Source organism: Actinocrispum sp. NPDC049592, from assembly GCF_040675465.1.
GTDB lineage: Bacteria > Actinomycetota > Actinomycetes > Mycobacteriales > Pseudonocardiaceae > Kibdelosporangium.
The window spans coordinates 1,047,469-1,067,713 of record NZ_JBFAPA010000001.1 but is presented as its reverse complement, the minus strand read 5'-3'; the positions used below and the strand labels follow the sequence as shown (position 1 = coordinate 1,067,713).

Below are 20,245 nucleotides of genomic sequence, written 5' to 3'. Positions count from 1 at the left end.
CACGCGTGCCTGGACGCGCGCTCATCAGCACGGCGCTGCTCACCGCGGGTCTCGCGGCGCTGCTCGCCGGTTGTGGCGCGGCAGGCGACCAGTGGGACCTGCCGATGTCCCCCCAGCTGCGCCCATCGGACATCCTGTTGCAGGACAAGGACATCTGCGCGGCGCTGGGGGCCGAGCGGATCTCCGTCGGCTGCCGGGTCGCCGACGACGCGGGCAGCACCGAGATCATCGTCATCCCCCGCACCGACACCGAACTGGACCAGTACTCCGGCGCGGTGGACGGCGACAGCGTGCGCTGGATCGGCGTGGACCGCTTCCCCGCCATCCAGTTGTCCAACGGCTCCAGCAGCGACGGCCTCGCCTCCTGCCGCATCGCCGTCGACGTCGCCCCCAACGAGGTCCTCCTCGTCGTCTACCGCCAGCAGGCCGCCGACCCCCGCCTGCCACCCTGCCGCCCGGCCCGCGACTTCACCACCAAAGCCCTCGAGGATTTACAGACCCGGAAATCGTAATCCACCCCCATCCGGACCCATCCGGCTGACTTTCATTTCCGTAGACCCGGTAAGACGGATTTCCCCAACGCCACCAAGGCAATGGCCGGCCCCTCTCAGAGCCACCCACACACATCGAGCAGGGCCCCACCCGAAGGCGAGGCCCTGCTCAACTCAGCTCCAACCGACTCAGTGCACAGCCACTTCCTTCAACCGCGGATCCCCCTCATCCGCGTGGTAGTCACTGTTCTGCGTCTTGTCGAGCCCATTGGGCACCTTCCGCGCCCGCAAGATCCACGTCACGACCGCGGCCACCACGAGGTTGCCGATCAGCGCCACGAACCCGACGTAGATCTGCACCGTCGAACCGCTGAACGGGTGCCACCCGAAGAGCGACAGCTTGTCGAGGGCCAGTGCCGACCCGCCGAAGTGGGCCTTGTTCGCGGCCGGGTTGGGGATCACGTAGAGCATCGCGAAGCCCCAGGCCATCCCCGCGACCCAGCCGGCCACCAGGCCCCACACGTGGAACCACCTGGTGTACAGCGAGATCGCCACCGCGGGCAGGGTCTGCAGGATGATCACGCCGCCGATCAGCTGCAGGTCGATGGAGAACTGCGGGTCGATCAGGATGATGAACAGCACCGCGCCGAACTTCACCACCAGCGAGGCGAGCTTGGCCTGCTTGGCCTCCTGCGCCGGGCTGGCGTCCCTGCGGAAGAACTCCTTGTAGATGTTGCGGGTCCACAGGTTGGCCGCGGCGATGGACATGATCGCGGCGGGTACCAGGGCCCCGATGCCGATCGCGGCGAACGCGATGCCGGCGAACCAGGACGGGAACTGCTGGTCGAACAGCACCGGGATGATCGTGTTGCTGTCCGCCCGGCCGGTCGCCTGGTTGACGATCGGCTTGGCGGCGGCCGAGATGGCCACGAACCCGAGCAGTGCCAGCAGGCCTAGCAACAGCGAGTACGCGGGCAGCGCGACCATGTTGCGCTTGATCACGTTGCGGCCGCGGGAGGCGAGCGCGCCGGTGAGCGAGTGCGGGTAGAGGAACAGCGCCAGCGCCGAGCCGAGTGCCAGGGTGGCGTACTGCAGCTGGTTGTTGCTGTTGAGCAGGATGCCGTCGTTCGGGTTGGTCGTGGTGGCGTCGAACTTCGCCTTGGCCGTGTCGACGATGTGGCCCCAGCCGCCCAGCTTGGCCGGCAGGTAGAACACCGCCACCAGGATCACGATGTAGATCAGGATGTCCTTGACGAACGCGATCAGCGCGGGCGCGCGCAGGCCGGACTGGTACGTGTAGACGGCCAGCACGATGAACGCGATCAGCAGCGGCAGGTGGCCGAGGATGCCGGACCCGTTCAGGCCGATCGTGCGCAGCACCGCTTCCAGGCCGACAAGCTGCAGCGCGATGTACGGCATCGTGGCGACGATGCCGGTGACCGCGACGAGCAACGCCAGCAGCTGCGAACCGTAGCGCCCGCGCACGTAGTCAGCTGGCGTGACGTAGCCGTGCACGCGGGACACCGACCACATCCGCAGCAGCGGCAGGAACACGATCGGGTACAGGATCACCGTGTACGGCAACGCGAAGAACCCGGTCGCACCGGCACTGAACACCAGTGCGGGCACCGCGACGAAGGTGTACGCCGTGTACAGGTCACCGCCGACCAGGAACCAGGTGATCCAGGAGCCGAACTTGCGGCCGCCGAGACCCCACTCGTCGAGGTGGTCGAGGGTGCTGCCGCGCTGCCACCGGGCGGCGACGAAGCCGAGCACGGTGACCACGACGAACAGCAGCGCGAAGATGATCAGCTCGGTCCACTGCATTACTTGGCCTCCCCCTCGTCCAGGTCGTCCACCGACAACCGGTCCGGCGCGCTGGTGTCCACCGGCTCGTTCCTGGTCTTCACGTACACGATCGCCACGCTGAGCACGCCGACGATCACGAAGGCGAACTGCGACCAGTAGAAGAACGGCAGGCCCAGCAGTCTTGGCCCGTCGAAGTTGATCAGGGGTGTGATCAACATGATCAGCGGAACGAGCAGCAGCAGGTTCCAGTTGTTCCACTTCAGGCCGTTGCCGGCCTTGCCAGGTGCCTCTGACATCAGCGTCCTCACATGCCTCGCGCGGACCAGTCCGCCGGATGGTAGGCGTGAGGTTGTTCCCGGTTACAGATTTGGGCGGTGAGGAAGCTTTGTCGGTAGTCGAATCGTGATATTCGCCGACGGCACACCCGGATACTGGCGGTAGCGTCATCGCATGCGGATCGCTTGGGGTCTCGCCGTCTGCGCCGCCCTGCTCGCCGTTTCGGCCTGTGACACCGGGACCACCACAACCGCCGCGCCGCCCAACGGCGGCGGCCAGGTGGGGACGTCGACGTCGCAGCGGATCACGCTGCCCTCGAATATGTACGGTGAGCATCCGCCGACGGCCGGGCAATGTCTCGATTCGGGCCGGTCCGCGGTGGTCGGCTGCGGTGAGCCGCACGACGCCGAGGTGGTCAACGTCGGCAAGCTGACGGCCACCTCGATGCCCGACGAGGACGACGCCGCGACGATCACCATGCCACTGTGCCGCGAGAAGCTCGCCGGGTACCTGGGTGGGCCGGGTGCGGACGCGACGAACCTGGTCGCGATGCCGTTGTGGCCCAACGACCAGCAGTGGCAGGCCGGGCAACGGTGGCTGCTGTGCACGGTCGCCGAGGTCGGGCCGGACGAGCGGCCCGTGCTGCGCACCGGGACGCTGGAGGGCGTGCTGCGCACAGCCGACCAGCTCCGGTTCCAGACCTGTTCGGTGTCCTCGCCGTCCCGCGACCCCAAGATCCAGCGCGGCCCGTGCGACCAGCCACACCTCGGCGAGGCACTGCCGCAGGTGGTCAGCATCGCCCGGCCGGGCGCCCAGATGCCGTCCACCGACTCGATCAACGCGCTGGCCCAGCAGCGCTGCCCGGCGATGGTGCAGAGCTATCTCGGTGGGCAGTCAAAGGAGGTGCTGCCCGCCTGGCGGATTCCGAACGCCGAGTCCTGGGCCCGCGGCTACACCAACATCGTCTGCTACGCCGAGGCGATCCGTCCGGTCCGGGTGCGGCTGCGCAACCTCGGCGGGCTGGGCCTTCCGCAGTAGAACCCTTGCCACGCAAGGGAAAACCAGTCAGCCGACCGGGGTCAGCGCCCGGGAGAGCCCGTCGTGCGACTGCGGCACGACGGGCTCTTCCACCTGCGCGCTGTCTTGATCCGCGTCCGTCTCGGTCAGGATGACCATCAACAGGGCGGCCAGTGCCAGCACCATCATCGCGATGCCCGCGCTGATCATTGCCGCACACCACCTTCGTCACGTCCGCCCGGGACCAGGTGTCCAGGGTCACTCTCTATATGACGTGTGGACAGGGTCCTCGTTTCACCCCGCTGTGGACAACTGAGTTTCGATGCGGTGACGACCGGGTCTCGTCCCCAGGCTGTGCACAGATCTATCCACAGGGTGTGGACAAACCTGAGGATCGCCAGGTGCGGCACATGTGCACAATCGTCCCAGTGTTCACATCCGTCCCATCACCTGTGGACAACCGACGGCCCCGGGGAGGTGGGACCCCGGGGCCGTCGAAGTGGATCAGCTGTTAGGCGAGGCGCTGCTTGAGCGTCTCCAGCTGGTCCTTCAGTGAGGTCGGCACCTTCTCACCGATCTTGGCGAACCACTCCTCGATCAGCGGGATCTCCTTGCGCCACTCGTCGGCGTCGACGGTCAGCGCGGCCTCCAGGTCCTCGCGGGACGCGTCCAGGCCCTCGGTGTCCAGGTCGTCCACGGTCGGCACCCAGCCGATCGGGGTGTCCTGCGCGGCGGCCTTGCCCTCGATGCGCTCGATCGCCCACTTCAGCACGCGCGAGTTCTCCCCGAAGCCCGGCCACAGGAACTGGTTCTCCGGGCCGCGGCGGAACCAGTTGACGTAGAAGATCTTCGGCAGCTTGTTCGCGTCCGCGCGCTTACCGGTGGCGATCCAGTGCGCGAAGTAGTCGGCGGCGTTGTAGCCGATGAACGGCAACATCGCCATCGGGTCCCGGCGCACCACACCGACCTTGCCCTTGGCGGCCGCGGTCGTCTCACTGGACAGCGTGGCGCCCATGAAGGTGCCGTGGTTCCAGTCGCGCGACTCGGTCACCAGCGGGATGGTGTCCTTGCGACGGCCACCGAAGAAGATCGCCGAGATCGGCACGCCCTTCGGGTCGTCCCACTCCGGCGCCAGGATCGGGCACTGCGACATCGGCGTGCAGTACCGCGAGTTCGGGTGGCTGGAGGGCTCGTCGGCGTCCGGCGTCCAGTCCTGCTTCTTCCAGCTGGTCAGGTGCGCGGGCGGCTCACCCATGCCCTCCCACCAGATGTCGCCGTTGTCGGTCAGCGCGACGTTGGTGAAGACCGTGTTGCCGCGCTCGATCGTGCGCATCGCGTTCGGGTTGGTGTGCCAGTCGGTTCCCGGTGCCACACCGAAGAAACCGGCCTCCGGGTTGACCGCGTACAGCCGGCCGTCCTCACCGAAGCGCATCCACGCGATGTCGTCGCCGAGCGTCTCGACCCGCCAGCCCGGGATGGTCGGCTCCAGCATGGCCAGGTTCGTCTTGCCGCAGGCGCTCGGGAACGCGGCGGCGATGTAGTAGACCTTGTCCTCCGGCGAGATCAGCTTGAGGATCAGCATGTGCTCGGCCAGCCAGCCCTCGTCGCGGCCGATCACCGAGGCGATCCGCAGCGAGTAGCACTTCTTGCCCAGCAACGCGTTGCCGCCGTAACCCGAGCCGTAGCTCCAGATCTCGCGGGTCTCCGGGAAGTGGCTGATGTACTTGGTCTCGTTGGCCGGCCAGGCGACATCCTCCTGCCCGTCCTCCAACGGCGCGCCCACCGAGTGCAGGCAGGGCACGAAGTCCGCGTCCTCACCGAACTTGGCCAACGCCTTCGAACCCATCCGGGTCATCACCCGCATGGACACGACGACGTACTCCGAGTCGGTGATCTCCACGCCCAGCATGGGTTTCTCGGCCTCGAGCGGCCCCATGCAGAACGGGATGACGTACATGGTGCGACCACGCATACAGCCCCGGTAGAGCTCGGTCATGGTCGCCTTCATCTCGGCGGGGTCCATCCAGTTGTTGGTCGCGCCCGCGTCCTGCGGGTCCACCGAGCAGATGAACGTGCGCTCCTCGACCCGGGCGACGTCACCGGGGTCCGAGGCAGCCCAGAACGAGTTCGGTTTCTGCTTGAGCCGCGTGAAGGTCCCGGCCTCGACGAGCTTGGTCGTCAGGCGCTCCCACTCCTCGTCCGACCCGTCGGCCCACACGACCCGGTCGGGCGTGGTCAGCTCGGCGACCTCATGCACCCACTCCAGCAGGCGCGGGTGCGTGGTCGGTGCGGTATCCAGACCCGGAATGGCCAATGCGGTCATCTCGCCTCGTCTCCTGACTGTCGGCCTGTCGGCGCAAAGCCCGAGCCGGACGCCGTTGTCCGACAGCGGGGACTTCGACGTCCTCACCAATGGCTGACGCCCACCCACTCCGCGCTGAGAGATGGGCGTGCCGTGAAAAGGGATGAAGCGAGGTTAACCAGCTGGACGGCAGTTAAACGACAGTTGACGTGTGGGTTGCCTCACCGGACCGATAAGGGGATCGATTCAGTACACGAATGTCCGCGTGGCCTTTCCCACACCACCGGAAATCTTCCTGTTCGTGATCGGTTCAGCAATCGTTCAAGACCAAAACCCACCCATCCTGACCAGCACCAAGTGCCGCTGAACGGATATCCGAGCATACCCAGAAAAGGACTAGACCAATGGGGTTGAGCTCACTGTGGACATTCTGCGGGCGACCAACGAAGTGCGGAGCGAAAGTTGTGCCCGCCGCCACAATTGGAATCTGTGGGCGGCCCGATTTGGGTGATGACATCGTTGGCAGGGAGGGGATTGAGCGAGGAGATGGAAAGACGGAGTTGCGCGGGAGGGGTGGGCGCATCGGGGAAGCGAGGGGTTGAGCGGCGGGGCGAGGAGAGTGAGCGGGGGTGAGCCGGGGAAGCGAGAGCGGTCGAGCGGGGGAAGAGGGCGACCGGCAGGACGAACCTCGCGCTGTGAACCGACTTGGCTGGGCGGCCCTGGTCCCAGCACCGGTGGAGGCACCTGCGAACCGCACTTGGCGAGGCCAGACGGAGTTCGCGCGGCCAGACGCAATTGGCGCAGCCTAAGGCAATGGGCAGCGGAGGCGAGCCCCCGCGGTCTGTCAAGTGGGGGCCGCAAACCAAAGCGCCGGTCCGCCAACGAAACCAACCCAGCTGGACGCCATACGGACCGGCCCCCAACGCAAAGCAGAGCGGCCCCACTTGACAGATGTGGTTCCCTCCGGGCAGGCCATACGGGCGGGAGAGGACACGAAACCCAACCCCCACAAACGATCCGAAGGATCCCTTGCCCCTCTTGGCGGCCTGCCGCGCGGCGAGCGCATTCTTCAGACACCCCGGGGCAAGCGAATTCCTCAGGCGCCCCAACACTTCTGAAATCCGCAGCGCCCCTTGCCTCCGGCCCCCCGAACTCCAGCGTACCGGCGCCCACCGACAAGACCACAACACAACCAGCCGTCCATCCACAGGCACGCACAAGGAAACCCCGCGGGATCGGGCCCGCGGGGTTTCTGGGTGAGTGCACTCAGCTCTTGTGGCTGGGGGTGGAGTCGGGGGTGTAGTTGCCGTGGGAGTCGACGTGGCCGGTTTCGACGTCGGTCCACTCGTCCTCGCCGGTGTGCTCACCGATGATGACGTCACCGTCGGTCTCGATGATGGTCACGCGGTCGGCTTCGCCGTCGCCGTCCGTGTCGGTGTAGGCCATCACGGTGCCGTCGTCGGTGGTGTCCACGACGGTGTCGTTCTTGCCGTCGTGGTCGGTGTCGACGGTGGCCTGGCCGACGTTCATGTCCTCCTTCTGGTCGGGAACGTCCACATGGATCTCTTCACCGTGGGCGCTGCCGGAGGAGGAAGACGAGGACGAGGTGGTGTGGTCGTCGTTGTGGCTGCTGGCGGTGGTGGAGCCATGACTACCGCCGCCGGTCTCCTGGCCCGTCTTGGGGTCGACCGCGTGCCACTCACCGCTGGCCTCGTCGTAGCGGGCGGCGCCGACGACGTTGCCGTGATCGTCAAGTTCCACCGCGACGTCCGCGTCCCCGTCACCGTCCGCGTCGGTGAAGGCGACCGCGCCGCCGTCGTCGGTCTGGATGATGGCCGTGTCGTTGTGGCCATCCTTGTCGATGTCGTACTCCTCCTCGACCTCGTACTGCTCGCCGTCGACGGTCACGGTCATCTCGTCGCCGTGGTGCGAGGTGGTGGTGGAGTCGTGGTCGGAGTCGTCGTACACGGGGTCCCCCTGGTTGGAGTGTTCGTTTCGTTGGCGGTTGGACTGTCAGCCGGCGGCGCTGGTTCCCTGCGCGGGCGAAGAAGCACCGGCGGGCCGGACTTTAGCCGACCTGATCCGGCTCAGCAGCTCATCGGCGCGCTCCTTGCCGGAACCGACCTCGGCGAGGTGCTTGTTGACCTGTTGCAGGCGTTTCGAGCGCTCGGTGGCGCCCAGCCGCATCGCCTTGTCCACCTCGCGCAGTTCCTCCTCGATGGCCGCGATCCGCTTGCCCAGAGCGTCGTCGAGCGCCAGCGACAGCTCCTGTTCGGCCTGGATCAGCTGGTCGGCGACCATCTGGTCCAGTGTGGACCGGGCGTCCGCGATCGCGTCGGTCAGCCAGGTCTTCATGTGCTGCTTCTCCTGGGCGTGCTTGCGGGTCTTGGCGATCCACCAGCCCGCGCCCAGCCCCAGCACAATCGTCACCGGCGCGACGACGACACCCAACGTGCCCGCGGCGGCCGCGCCGAAGATGCCCAACGGCATGGTGGCGAGCTTGCCCAAGCCGACGCCACCGGAGATGCCCATCATCACCATCAGCTTGTCCTCGGACGTGCCCGGCCGCTTCTCCGGCGTGCGCAGCACCACCGGCGGCTGGCCGTTGCGCGCGTACTGCGCCTGCAACACGGCCAGTTCGTCCCGGGTGAACAGACCCGCGAGGACGGTCTCACCGATCCGGTTCAGCCGCGCGCCGACCGAGTGGCTGATCCGCCGCGACACCACCTGCAGCGCCACGTCCACCTCACCGGGCAACGCGGCGAGCTTGTCCTTGTCGGCGGCGTCGATGGCCTGCCGGAACCAGGTCTGCATGTCCCGCATCTCGCGGCTGACCTCGTGGGTGTTCTCCATCCGGCAGCGCTGCGTCTCGGTGCGCATCTTGACCTGCCAGCCGCGGGTGGACGACTTGCGCTGCGCGGTCAGCTCCTCCTTGCGCTCGCGCAACACCTTCGCCTCGTCGGCGCCGGTGGTCAACGCACGCGCCTCGGCCGACAGCTGCACCTGGACCTCGTCCAGCGAAGTGCCGATCGCGCGCAGCGTGTTGGCCTCGGCGAGCATCGCCGCCTTGCCGATCACCAGCTCCTGCACGGCTTCGGCGAGCGCGGGCACGCCGGACTTCTCGCGCAGCATCGCGACCGCGTCCGGGTTCGGCGCCTTGGCCGCCATCTCGAACATCCGCGCGGACACCGGGTAGAACACCGCGTCGGCGAACCGGGGCGCGTGGTCCCGCAGCAACCCCTGGTTGGCCTCCAGCACCTGCCGCCAGCCGCGGTAGGCGTCCATCTTGGACAACGCGAAGATCACCGTCTCCACCCGGTCGCCCACGTTGCGCAGGAAGTTCAGCTCCCCGACCGTGAACGGCGCCGAAGCGTCCACAACGAACAGCAGCGCGGTCGCACTCGCCGCCGCCTCCAACGCCAGCTCGCCGTGCACCGAGTCAAGCCCGCCGACCCCCGGAGTGTCCACGATGGACACGTTGGTCAGCAGCTCGACCGGCCCGTCGACCTCGACATAGCGCGGCGGCAACTGCCCCTCGGGCAGCTCGTGCGCCGCGGACACCCAGTTGACCAGCTGGCTCAGGTCCACCGGCACCGGCGCGAGCTGACCGGGATAGCAGGCCCGCGCCTCCCACTGCTCGGCGTGCCCGAACACCAGGTACGTCGCAGTGGCCACGTCCGCGTCGACCGGGGACAGTCCCGGCTGCCCCAGCAGGGCGTTGACCAGGGAACTCTTGCCGCGGTTGGTCTCGCCGATGGTCACCACGGTCGGCTTGCGGCGACGGCGGCCGCGCAGCTCCTCGACCCACTTCGCGGACTCCGGGGCGACCTCACGCAGCAGGTTCAGCATCACCTCACGGTGCTGCGCGACCTGTTTGGGCAGGCTCAGAGCGGGCGCTGTCATGACTGTTGAGCCTTGTACACGATCACGATCGGCGCCCGCAGCAGCCGCCCGCGGTCGGCGAACCCGACCACCTCGGTCTCCGCGACCACGCCGTCCATCGTCACGTCCTGGGTGGGCACGGTCCCCCCGGCCTCGTGGTGCGCGGGGTCGAACACGTCGCCGTCCGGCCGCAACGCGGTCACACCGATCCCGGCCAGCCCCTCCTCCAGCCGCTCGACCACCCCGGGGCTGCGCGCCCGGTCCAGCGCGTAGAGACACAGCTGCACCAGGGCCTTGCGCTCGGCCAGCGCCTGCTCCAGCAGCTCATCGGTGACCGGCGCGCCGTCCAGCCCGGCGATCGTGCCGGCCTTCACCTCGACCGTCTGGTCGGACTGCTCGTCCGAGGTGGCACGCCGAAAGAGAGAAGCCAACGAGATCACCCTGTCTACCCCGGGAAACGATGTCCCGACGCTACCAACCCGGCCGCCGCCCGCCCGGGTGATTGCCGAAATCGGGGCACTACCCCTGTTTGAGGTGTTGCCAGATAAGGAAATAGGCGCGGTGGACGACGTGCGCGATGCGGCTCTGGGCGGGGGTGGCGCCGAACGAGGCGAAGGAGCGCCACCAGCCGGCGCGTTCCAGCGAGTACGCGATCAGCTCGGCGGCGGGGCGGCCCTTCATGCCGAGTTGTTCGTCGATGTTGGCGCTGCCGCCCACCCGCAGCACCTCCTCGGCGAGGTCCTCGGGCATGGCGACGGCGCCGGAAGTGACCAGGGTCAGCGCCTCCAGCAACCGGAGGGCGTGTGCCTCCGGTTTGGCGAGCAGAACCTCGATGGCGTCGTGCACCCGTTGGCGCTCACCGGGATCGCCGGAGGCCTGGGCCAGCGCGGTCACCGAAGCCAGCGCGGCAGCGGCCTTGATGCCATCCGCCCGGGCACGGAACACGGCATCCAGCCGGGTCCGCACACCGCCAAGCCCGGAAGCCTCCAGCAACTTCCGCCGCAAAGCACCGGCGGTCAGTTCCGGTTCGGCGCGGAGGGCGTCCACGGCATACCGCACGCCGTACAGGTCGAGCTTCTCCAGCAGGCGCACGCGCGTACCCGTGGCGACCTCGCACTCCCAGGTCGTGAAGATGTCCGCGGAGACGAGCATCATCTCCCAGATCGTGTCGTCGAGCTGGGCGAGCTGGCGCAACGCGTCGGCGTCGGCGGAGGTGAACCCGCCGGACTCGGCCGACTCGGCGAGCAGGCCGATCACCGGGATCACGTCGGCGACCCGGGGCTTCAAGGTCAGCGCCTGCTTCTCCGCCAACAGGGTCGCGGCCTTCCACACGTCGCCGTCCGAGCCCGCCACGGACTCCGGCGCGATGGTGTCCGCCTTGTTCAGCACCGCGATGGCGTTGACCGGCCCGGCCTCGCGGCTGGCGGTCGCCGCGGTGAACGCCGCAAGCGCTTGCTGGTCGTCCGCGCGCACGCCCTGGGTGACGACATAAAGCACAGCCTCCGCACCGGCGACCGCGTTGCGGGAGGTGTCGTCCAGGTCATCGGAGCCCTCCTCGTTCTCCGGTTTGGCCGCGCCCAGCAGCTGCTCGGTCCGGGCCACCGACGCCGCGTCCAGCGAGCCGAGGCCGGGGGTGTCGATCACGGTCAGGTCCCGCAGCACGGCGTTGGTCAGGTACGCCTCGAGGTGCGAGACCGACTCGATGTCCGCGTCCAGCGAGGCCGGGATCATGCCACCCACGTCGAACGGCAGCACCTGCTTGCGGCCGTCGTTGAAGATCACCTCGACCCGGTCGACCGTGCCGTACTGGAACCGGGTCACCAGCCGGGTGCACTCGCCCACGTCGGTCGGCGCCACCCGGCGCCCGATCAGCGCGTTGACCAGGGTCGACTTGCCCGACTTGATCCGCCCGGCGACGGCCACCTGCAGCGGCGCGGACAACCGGCGCAGCACCTCGCGGAACCCCGCCGCCGTGCGCGCGGAGACCTGTGGCTGCAACCGGACGCACAGGTTCGCGACGGCCGTCGACAACGGCCCGGCCAGATGCTGCTGTTCGGTAGCCGTGGACACCTCAACCCCTCGAGTCCGCCTCCCACGCGCTTCGCATCGTACGGATAGAAATCGGCCCCGAGCGGGTAACCCATCGATATGGACACGAACAGCTATATCGCCTTCCTCGTGCTGGGTGTGGTCCTCGTAGCCGTCGACGGTCAGATCATCTATCGCAGCGGGCGCCGGTACCTCGAGCACTCGTACGGCGATGCGGAGGCCGGCGCGTCCATGACCCGGCTGGTCACCGTGCTGTTCCACCTCGCTGTCCTTGGCCTGATGTTGTTGATCTCCACCATCAACGTCGGCAGCACGCCGACCGAGGGTGTGGTCATGCGGCTGGGCATCGTGTTGCTGCTGCTGGCGCTGGTGCACGGCCTGACCATCGCCATCCTGTCCCGGATCCGGGACCGTCAGCTGCAGGAACGGCTGGCCGAGGAGATGGCCGCCAGCAAGCAGGCCGCCGCCCTGCGCGAGGAACCGCCGGTCGAGCCCGAGCACACCTACGACATCGCCGAACCGCGGTCGGAGAAGAGCCCGCCCTTCCTCACCCCGTAGGCGCACCGCCCGTCACCCTGCGGCCTGACGCGTTCAGCCGCCGCGCACGCTTAGGCTTGGCGTGTGCGGCGGCTGAGTCTGTGGATGCGCAAGCATCCGATGTTCGGGGACTGTCTGCTCGCGCTGTTCTTCCTGACGCCGAGCCTGCTTTCGCCGCTGTCCGAGACGGAACCGCGGTGGTGGCTGTCGCTGCTCATCGATGTGCTGCTGCTGGGGCCACTCGCGTTGCGCCGGCGCAACCCGATGCTGACGGCCTACGCCGTGCTCGCTGCCGGCGCCTTCCAGCTGGTCTCCCAGGACTGGATGGAGAACAACTTCATCGCCCGGCCCGCGGACATCGCGCTCGGCATCACGCTGTACACGGTCGTGGTCTACGTCGGCCGTCGTCAGGCCGCGCTGTACGCGTTGTGGCTGGTCCTGGGCACGGCGTTGTGGGGTGTCTGGCGAGTCGCGCCGGGCTCCGTCGGCCCGGGCATGTGGATCGCGATGACCATCGTGCTGCTGACCTTCGGGCTGTGCTGGGTGCTCGGCGAGTTCGTCGCCGCCCGCCGCGCCTACCAGAACGAGCTGGAGCAACGCCTGCGGTTGCTGGAGACCGAACGCGACCAGCAGGCCAAGATCGCCGTCGCCGAGGAACGCACCCGGATCGCCCGCGAGTTGCACGACGTCGTCGCGCACGCGGTGAGCGTGATGGTGGTGCAGGCCGACGGCGCGACCTATGCCGTGCACACCAACCCTGAGCTGGCCGAACGCGCGGTGAAGACGATCTCCTCGACCGGCCGGGAGGCCCTCACCGAGCTGCGCCGCCTGCTCGGCGTGCTGCGATCGCAGGACGGCAACGAGGAACGCACCCCGCAACCAGGCACGACGTCGCTGAACGAGCTCGCCGAACGCGTCCGCCTGGTAGGCCTGCCGGTGCGGCTCAAGCTGAAGGGCGAGCTGGACGGCCTGCCCGCGGGTATCGGCCTGGGCATCTACCGGATTGTCCAGGAGGCCCTGACCAACACGCTCAAGCACGCGGGCGCCGGAGCCTCGGCGAGCGTGCAGGTGACGCGAGTGGGCGAACAGGTCGAGCTGGACATCAGCGACGACGGCTTCGGCACCCCGCCCCAGCTGGTCGGCGTCTCCGGCGGCAACGGGCTGATCGGCATGCGGGAACGGGCCAATGTGTTCGGCGGAACCTTGGACGCCGGACCTCGTCCCGGCGGTGGCTGGCATGTCCATGCGGTTCTGCCCATTCAGGGGTCCTAGTGGCAGGCCACTAGGTTGTGCGCATGATCAGGGTGGTGCTCGTCGACGACCAAGAGCTGATGCGTGTCGGGTTCCGGATGGTGCTGGGCGCGCAGCCGGACATGGAGATCGTGGGCGAGGCCGGGGACGGGGACGCCGCCGTGCGCCTGGCCGCCGAGCTCCGGCCGGACGTCGTGCTGATGGACGTGCGCATGCCGGTGCTGGACGGGGTGGAAGCGACGAAGATGATCACCGAGGCGGGGACCGCGAAGGTGCTGGTGATGACGACCTTCGACCTTGACGAGTACGCACTGACCGCGCTCCGCAACGGCGCCAGCGGGTTCATGCTCAAGGACACCCCGCCGGACCACCTGGTGGCCGCGCTCCGGTCGGTGGCCAGCGGCGATGCAGTCGTCTCGCCGAGCGTGACCCGCCGTCTGCTGGACCGCTTCCTGGTCGCCGCCGGAGGCCAGCTCCGGGACGCCTCGGTGCTGGACGCGTTGACCGACCGCGAGCGGGAAGTCCTCGTACTCATAGCCCAGGGCCTGTCGAACACCGAGATCGCGCGCCGGCTTTTCCTGTCCGAGGCGACGGTGAAGACGCACGTCGGGCGGGTGCTGGCCAAACTGGACCTGCGCGACCGGGTCCAGGCCGTGGTGCTCGCCTACGAGACGGGGCTGGTGCGTCCCGGCGAGTCGTAGATGATGGGGCCGTGTGTGCGTATGTGCTCCTCGCCGAGGACGACCCCAAGCAGGCCGAGCTGGTCCGCCGTTATCTGAGCCACGAGCAGCACACGGTCCGGGTCGTCGCGGACGGCCGGTCGGCCATCGACGAGGTCCGGCGGCAGCGTCCGGACCTGCTGGTCCTCGACGTGATGATGCCCGGGGTGGACGGCCTGGACGTCTGCCGGGTGCTGCGCCGCGAGTACGACCTGCCGGTGCTGATGGTGACCGCGCGGGCGAGTGCGGACGACAAGCTGCTGGGGTTCGACCTGGGCGCCGACGACTACCTCACCAAGCCGTACGACCCGCGTGAGCTGATGGCCCGGATCCGTTCGCTGCTGCGCCGGTCGCAGCCCGCGTCCGGGCCCGCCGCGCCGCCGCTGCGGACCGGTGACCTCACGGTCGATGTGCTTCGTCACGAGGTCTGGGTGGGGGACAAGCCGGTGGCGTGCACCCCGGCGGAGTTCCGGATCCTGAGCACGTTGGTCGGCTCGCCCGGGCAGGTGTTCAGCCGGGCGCAGTTGCTGGAGCACGCGTACGGGCTGGACGGGTTCATCACCGAGCGGACCATCGACGTGCACGTCCGCAACCTGCGCAAGAAGATCGAAGCCGATCCGGCCAGCCCGGAGCTGCTGCAGACCGTGTACGGCATCGGGTACAAGGTGGCCGATGGCCGGCGCCGCGCGGGCTGAGCGGCGCCGCCGCGGCCTGCGGGTCCGGTTGCTGGCCGGGTCCGTACTGGTCGCGGTGTGCTCGGTCGGCGCGACCGCCTGGCTTTCGGTGCAGAGCACGACCGGCACGCTGCAGGCCGAACAGGTGCAGAACCGGGCCACCGTCGCCCGCATCTACGACGGCGTGCTCGGCTACGCCGCCACGCATCCGAGCTGGAACGGGGTCGCGCCGGTGCTCGCCGACCTCGGCCGGGAGACCGGGTTGCGGATCGGGCTCACCGCGGGCAACCGGGTGCCGATCGCGGGCGCATTCGGGCCGGACGACCCCCCGCTGCCCGCGCAGCCCTCGGCCGTCGTCGACCCGCTCGCGGTCGACGTGACCTTGCAGGCCAACGCACCCGACGACCGGATCGACGCCCGCGCGGTCGGGCCGTTCCGGTTGCAGCCTCAAGAGCGAGACCAGGTCCGGGCCGAGGCCGACCAGCAGCTCGCGTGCATGCAGAAACTTGGTGTCAAGGCCGAGGTCGTGGTGGCCACGAGCGGGCGGTCGTTCGTCCGGCCCGATCCGGTCGGCGCCTGTGCGCAGCCGCCGTCGCCGACGCTTACCGAGAAAACCGGCCTCGACATTCTCGACAGCTATGTCGGCGACTGCCTGAAGAACAAGGGGAGCAACGCCTTCCCGACCATGGTCACCGCGTCCGGCGGGTTCACCCCAGCACGGCCCGGCGCCAACCGGCAGACCTTCCTCGAATGCCTGACCTCCAGCCGCCAGTTGCTGCTCACGCCGTACACCTCCCCGGCGGCGTTGCTCTTCATCAGCGTCCCGCCGACGACCATGGGGCTGCCTGCCGCCGGGGCTGTGCGGATTCTCGGCGCCGCGCTGGTGATCATCGTTCTGACCGTTGGGGTGAGCCTGCTGCTAGCGGGGCGTGTGCTGCGGCCGTTGCGTGCGTTGACCGCGGCGACTCAACGGATGCGTGCGGGTGACCGGGCGGCTCGGGCTGAGGTGTCGTCGCGCTGGGAGATCGCCGAGCTGGCGGACGCGTTCAACCAGATGTCCGAGCACCTGGCCCGGACCGAGACCCAGCGCAAGAACCTGGTCAGCGACGTCTCGCACGAGCTGCGCACCCCGCTGGGCACGATCCGGGGCTGGCTGGTGGCAGCGCAGGACGGGGTGGCCGAGCTCGACCCGGCACTGGTCGAGTCGCTGCTGGAGGAGACCCTCGTGCTGCAGCAGCTGGTCGACGACCTGCACGAGCTGGCCTCGGCCGACGCCGGCGAGTTCCGGCTCCACGTGGAACCAATGGACGCGGGCGAGCTGCTGGCCCAGGTCGCGGCGGTGCATCCGCGGCCGCTGGCGGTGGAGACGTCCGGCGATCTGCAGCTCACCGCTGATCCGGTCCGGCTGCGCCAGGCGGTCGGCAACCTCGTCACCAACGCCATCCAGCACACGCCGCCGGACGGCCGGATCGTGTTGCGGGGACGGCGAGCGGGCGGCGAGATCGTGCTCGAGGTCAGCGACACCGGCAGTGGCATCGCGGCCGAGCACCTGCCGCATGTGTTCGACCGGTTCTGGCGCGCGGACCCCTCACGCAGCCGGGCCACCGGTGGCCGCGGGCTGGGCCTGGCCATCGTCAAACACCTCGTCGAAGCGCACGGCGGAACGGTCACAGTGGACTCCGGGCCGGGTGCTGGCACGACGTTCACCCTGCGCCTGCCTGCGAAGGAACCTGAATGACGGGCCAACAGGTTCTTCACAACTCCCCGACATGCTCGCCGGCATGACCCCAGTGCGGATCGCCGCCGGGATCGCCGCCTTGGTGATCCTCGGCGGCTGCTCGTCCCCGGCGGCGCCGGAGCAGAAGGTGGCCACCCTGCAGACCTCGTCGGCGGCCGCGCCCCCGGCGGCGCCGCCCAGCGCCCCGGCCGAGGCGGCCCGCCCCCGGCTGCGGCTGGACATGACGCCGGACGAGGAGGACCAGCTCTACACCGCGTACAGCAACTGCATGGCCGACCATGGTTTCCGCAAGGGTCCGGGCATGGACATGAGCAAGGAGGCCGCGGCCACCGCCGCGTGCAAGTTCAAGGACCCCTTGCCGCCGTGGGAGTACGACACGGCCAACCCGCAGGCCGCCGACTTCGCCCACAAGATGGTGCTGTGCCTGCGCGGCAAGGGCGTCAAGTACGTCGAGGAGTCGCCGGTCAAGCCCGGCGACGAGCGCACGTCGATAGCGCTCGGCGGCGCGCAGAACGACTCCGACTCGATCTCCAAGGGGCTCAACCTGATCCCCCAGTGCGAGAAGGAACTGTCGGCCGGCGGGAACAAGTGAGGGCTTGGCTGCCGGTGAGCCTGGCGGTGCTGCTCGTCGTGGGCGCGGGTGGTGTGCTGGCGTACAGCCGCTTGGCTGAGCACGCACCCGTGGAGCAGCCCGCCAGTCCGGCCGCCGCGGAGACCGTCGAGATCAAGCGGACCGACCTGAGTGTCTCCGTCACCGTGAACGGAACCCTCGGCTATGGCGCGCCGACGGTGCTCACCGGCCGCAAAGCCGGGACGGTGACCTGGTTGCCCGCCGTGGGCACGGTCATCGACCGCGGCCAGCGACTGTACGCAGTGGACGCCAAGTCGGTGCCGTTGTTGTTCGGTGGCACGCCGTTGTACCGGCGGATCGACACCGCGGCCACGCCCGGACCGGACATCCGCGAGCTGATCGACAACCTCCGCACGCTCGGCTACCGCAACCCCGGCACCGGCAACAAGTTCACTGTGGACACTGAGAGCGCGTTGAAACGCTGGCAGAAGGCCAATGGGCTGGAGGAGACCGGCGCGTTGGAGGCGGGTGACGCGGTGGTGCTGCCGGGCAAGGTCCGGGTCGAGTCGGTGAAGGCGCAGCCTGGCGCCCCGGCCGCGGCCGACGTGTTCACCTATACGACCGTGGACAAGGCGGTCAGCGCTCAGCTGGATCCCGCGCAGGTCGACCTCGGCACCGTGAAGCCGGGCGCCAAAGTCGACCTCCAGCTGCCGAACGGGACGCAGGCGCCGGGGACCGTCCGGTCCGTCAACGCGGCGCCCGCCGGTGAGAACGGCACGCCGAAGCAGCTGGCGACCATCGCGGTCGACGACCAGAACGCCGTCACCGCAATGGATTCCGGCCCGGTGCAGGTCAAGATCGTCACCGCGGGACGGACCGGCGTACTCGCTGTCCCGGTGACCGCGTTGCTCGCACTCGGCGAAGGTGGTTACGCGCTGCAGGTCGTCGACGGCGGCCGGACCAAGCTCGTCGGTGTACAGACCGGGTTGTTCGCCGGTGACCTGGTCGAGGTCACCGGCAATGGGCTGGCAGCGGGAATGCGTGTGGTGCGAGCATCATGACTGAAGTGCTGTCGTTGGAGCACGTCAGCAAGGTCTATCCCGGCGGGGTGCGCGCGCTCGACGACGTCTCGTTGTCCGTGCACACCGGGGAGTTGCTGGCGATCGTCGGGCCGTCCGGGTCCGGCAAGTCGACGTTGCTGCACCTGATGGGCACGCTGGACCGGCCGAGCAGCGGCGTCGTGCGGATCGACGGCCGGGTGGCGTCCGCGCTGCCGGACCGACGGTTGTCGGCGTTGCGGGCCCGTCGGATCGGGTTCGTGTTCCAGCAGTTTCACCTCGCCGAAGGCCTTTCCGCGGTGGAAAACGTCGCCACCGGGCTGCTTTATGCCGGAATCCCACGGCGACGCCGGAAGTCGCTGGCGACCGCCGCGCTGGAGCGGGTCGGCCTGGCACACCGGACCGGGCACCGGCCGCACGAGCTGTCCGGCGGCGAACGCCAGCGGGTCGCCATCGCGCGCGCCCTGGTGAACGACCCGGCCATCGTGCTCGCCGACGAACCCACCGGTTCGCTGGACACCCGCACCGGCCACGCCGTGCTGGACCTGTTGCGCGCCTTGAACGCCAGCGGCACGACGGTCGCGGTGATCACGCATGACCTGCAGATCGCCGCCGCCCTGCCCCGCCGGGTGTCCGTGCTGGACGGCCGGATCCAGGGAGTGTCGGTATGAGCGACGCACCGGTGCGGTTGAGCCCGCTGGATCTGGCCGCACTCGGGTTCGCCGGGCTGCGCACCCGGCCGCTGCGAGCGGTGCTGTCCGCGCTGGGCATCTCGATCGGGATCGCGACGATGATCATGGTGGTCGGCATCCCCGCGTCCAGCCGCGCGGACCTGGACGCCCGGCTGTCCGCGCTGGGCACCAACCTGTTGCGCGCCCAGGCGACCATCGACCAGGTCAGCCAGACCCTGCCGCCGGTGCCGGAAGCCGCCGCGGACATGGCCGCCCGGATCGGGCCGGTCGAGCTGACCAGCGCGGTGGCCAACACGCACGCGAACGTCCGCCGGTCCGACAAGATCCCGGCCGAGCAGGGCTCGGGGCTGACCGTGCTGGCCGCGCGCCCGGACCTGCTGCCCGCGATCGGCGGTCGGGTGGCGTCCGGCAAGTACCTGACCGCGGCGACCGATGGCCTGCCGATCGTGGTGCTGGGCGACAAGGCGGCGAGCCGGCTCGGCATCACCGAAGTCGGCAGCGGGCCCGCGCCGACAGTGTGGATCGGCGACCGCTGGTTCACCGTCGGCGGGGTGCTCGCGCCGATGCCGTTGGCGCCCGATGTGGAGCGTTCGGTGCTGGTGGGGTGGACGGCCGCGCGGACCTGGCTGCGGTTCGACGGGCATCCGACGGTCGTGTTCGTCCGGTCCGCCGAGGCCGAGCTGGAGAACGTCCGCAAGGTGCTGGCCGCCACGGTGTTCCCGCCGAACCCGGCCCGGATCGAGGTCAGCCGCCCGTCGGACGCGCTGGCCGCTAAGCGGATCACCGAGACCGCGTTCTCGGGTCTGTTCCTGGGCCTGGCCGGGGTGGCGCTGCTGGTCGGCGCGGTCGGCGTGGCCAACACGATGGTGATCTCGGTGCTGGAACGCAAACGCGAGATCGGCCTGCGCCGGGCCCTGGGCAGCACCCGCGGCCAGGTGCGGGGCCAGTTCCTCGCCGAGTCGGTGACGTTGTGCCTGCTCGGCGGGCTGACCGGGGCCGCGCTCGGCATCCTCGGCACGTCCGCCTACGCGGTCGCCCGGGACTGGCCCGCGGTCATCCCGCCCGCCGCGGTCCTCGGCGGGGCCGGGTCCGCGCTGGCCATCGGCGTCCTCGCCGGGCTCTACCCGGCGGTCCGCGCGGCCCGGCTCACTCCCACCGAGGCGTTGGCTGCGCCCTGAT

Annotated in this window: 19 protein-coding genes; 11 read left to right on the top strand and 8 right to left on the bottom strand. The window is 69.2% G+C overall.

What is annotated here, in order from left to right:
• The first annotated feature begins 5 nt into the window (after window positions 1–5).
• Complete coding sequence (locus tag AB0J95_RS05080; RefSeq protein ID WP_364752463.1) at window positions 6–512, top strand: hypothetical protein; 507 nt, start codon at window positions 6–8, stop codon at window positions 510–512.
• Between the two features lie 168 nt (window positions 513–680).
• On the opposite strand, the gene mctP is transcribed toward AB0J95_RS05080, so the two are convergent.
• Together mctP and AB0J95_RS05070 are read right to left on the bottom strand one after the other, a co-directional pair.
• Complete coding sequence (gene mctP, locus AB0J95_RS05075; RefSeq protein WP_364752461.1) at window positions 681–2,318, bottom strand: monocarboxylate uptake permease MctP; 1,638 nt, start codon at window positions 2,316–2,318, stop codon at window positions 681–683.
• The gene (locus tag AB0J95_RS05070) at window positions 2,318–2,596 is read right to left on the bottom strand and encodes a DUF3311 domain-containing protein (protein ID WP_364752458.1); all 279 of its coding nucleotides are present in this window, start codon (window positions 2,594–2,596) and stop codon (window positions 2,318–2,320) included. The genes mctP and AB0J95_RS05070 overlap by 1 nt, the downstream gene beginning before the upstream one ends.
• A gap of 154 nt (window positions 2,597–2,750) precedes the next feature.
• Here AB0J95_RS05070 and AB0J95_RS05065 point away from each other — a divergent pair, with 154 nt between their 5' ends.
• On the top strand, window positions 2,751–3,614 hold the full coding sequence (locus AB0J95_RS05065; protein WP_364752456.1) for a septum formation family protein: 864 nt from the start codon (window positions 2,751–2,753) through the stop codon (window positions 3,612–3,614).
• Window positions 3,615–3,641: 27 nt separating this feature from the next.
• Here the strand turns inward: AB0J95_RS05065 and AB0J95_RS05060 are convergent, their stop codons facing one another.
• From AB0J95_RS05060 to AB0J95_RS05035, 6 genes are all read right to left on the bottom strand, one after another.
• Complete coding sequence (locus AB0J95_RS05060; protein WP_364752453.1) at window positions 3,642–3,803, bottom strand: hypothetical protein; 162 nt, start codon at window positions 3,801–3,803, stop codon at window positions 3,642–3,644.
• 301 nt (window positions 3,804–4,104) lie between these two features.
• Window positions 4,105–5,916, bottom strand: a complete 1,812-nt coding sequence (locus AB0J95_RS05055) for a phosphoenolpyruvate carboxykinase (GTP) (protein ID WP_364752450.1) — start codon at window positions 5,914–5,916, stop codon at window positions 4,105–4,107.
• A 1,245-nt stretch (window positions 5,917–7,161) separates the two neighbouring features.
• A complete protein-coding gene (locus tag AB0J95_RS05050) occupies window positions 7,162–7,863 on the bottom strand; it encodes a DUF6802 family protein (RefSeq protein ID WP_364752447.1) in 702 nt (233 codons plus the stop codon).
• Between the two features lie 45 nt (window positions 7,864–7,908).
• A complete protein-coding gene (locus tag AB0J95_RS05045) occupies window positions 7,909–9,798 on the bottom strand; it encodes a dynamin family protein (protein WP_364752444.1) in 1,890 nt (629 codons plus the stop codon).
• Window positions 9,795–10,151, bottom strand: a complete 357-nt coding sequence (gene grpE / locus AB0J95_RS05040; protein ID WP_364753493.1) for a nucleotide exchange factor GrpE — start codon at window positions 10,149–10,151, stop codon at window positions 9,795–9,797. Before grpE ends, AB0J95_RS05045 begins: the two co-directional genes overlap by 4 nt.
• Window positions 10,152–10,296: 145 nt before the next feature.
• Window positions 10,297–11,847, bottom strand: a complete 1,551-nt coding sequence (locus AB0J95_RS05035; protein WP_364752442.1) for a dynamin family protein — start codon at window positions 11,845–11,847, stop codon at window positions 10,297–10,299.
• Window positions 11,848–11,925: 78 nt separating this feature from the next.
• On the opposite strand from AB0J95_RS05035, the gene AB0J95_RS05030 reads away from it, so the two are divergent.
• The 9 genes from AB0J95_RS05030 to AB0J95_RS04990 all read left to right on the top strand — a co-directional run bounded on the left by AB0J95_RS05030 (window position 11,926) and on the right by AB0J95_RS04990 (window position 20,244).
• Window positions 11,926–12,384: a hypothetical protein gene (locus AB0J95_RS05030; protein WP_364752439.1), complete on the top strand. Its 459-nt coding sequence runs from the start codon at window positions 11,926–11,928 to the stop codon at window positions 12,382–12,384.
• Window positions 12,385–12,447: 63 nt separating this feature from the next.
• A complete protein-coding gene (locus AB0J95_RS05025) occupies window positions 12,448–13,635 on the top strand; it encodes a sensor histidine kinase (RefSeq protein ID WP_364752436.1) in 1,188 nt (395 codons plus the stop codon).
• Window positions 13,636–13,658: 23 nt separating this feature from the next.
• Window positions 13,659–14,315, top strand: coding sequence for a response regulator transcription factor (locus tag AB0J95_RS05020; RefSeq protein ID WP_364752433.1), 657 nt, complete (start codon window positions 13,659–13,661; stop codon window positions 14,313–14,315).
• An 11-nt stretch (window positions 14,316–14,326) separates the two neighbouring features.
• Window positions 14,327–15,028 (top strand): response regulator transcription factor, encoded by a 702-nt coding sequence (locus AB0J95_RS05015; RefSeq protein WP_364752430.1) that lies wholly within the window; start codon window positions 14,327–14,329, stop codon window positions 15,026–15,028.
• Window positions 15,006–16,745, top strand: a complete 1,740-nt coding sequence (locus tag AB0J95_RS05010; protein WP_364752428.1) for a HAMP domain-containing sensor histidine kinase — start codon at window positions 15,006–15,008, stop codon at window positions 16,743–16,745. Before AB0J95_RS05015 ends, AB0J95_RS05010 begins: the two co-directional genes overlap by 23 nt.
• A gap of 43 nt (window positions 16,746–16,788) precedes the next feature.
• Window positions 16,789–17,337, top strand: coding sequence for a hypothetical protein (locus AB0J95_RS05005; RefSeq protein ID WP_364752425.1), 549 nt, complete (start codon window positions 16,789–16,791; stop codon window positions 17,335–17,337).
• Window positions 17,334–18,377 carry an efflux RND transporter periplasmic adaptor subunit gene (locus AB0J95_RS05000; RefSeq protein WP_364752422.1) on the top strand — a complete coding sequence of 348 codons (1,044 nt, stop codon included), beginning with the start codon at window positions 17,334–17,336 and terminating at the stop codon, window positions 18,375–18,377. Before AB0J95_RS05005 ends, AB0J95_RS05000 begins: the two co-directional genes overlap by 4 nt.
• Window positions 18,374–19,045: an ABC transporter ATP-binding protein gene (locus AB0J95_RS04995; protein WP_364752419.1), complete on the top strand. Its 672-nt coding sequence runs from the start codon at window positions 18,374–18,376 to the stop codon at window positions 19,043–19,045. Before AB0J95_RS05000 ends, AB0J95_RS04995 begins: the two co-directional genes overlap by 4 nt.
• A complete protein-coding gene (locus AB0J95_RS04990; protein WP_364752417.1) occupies window positions 19,042–20,244 on the top strand; it encodes an ABC transporter permease in 1,203 nt (400 codons plus the stop codon). The genes AB0J95_RS04995 and AB0J95_RS04990 overlap by 4 nt, the downstream gene beginning before the upstream one ends.
• The last annotated feature ends 1 nt before the right edge of the window (window position 20,245 follow it).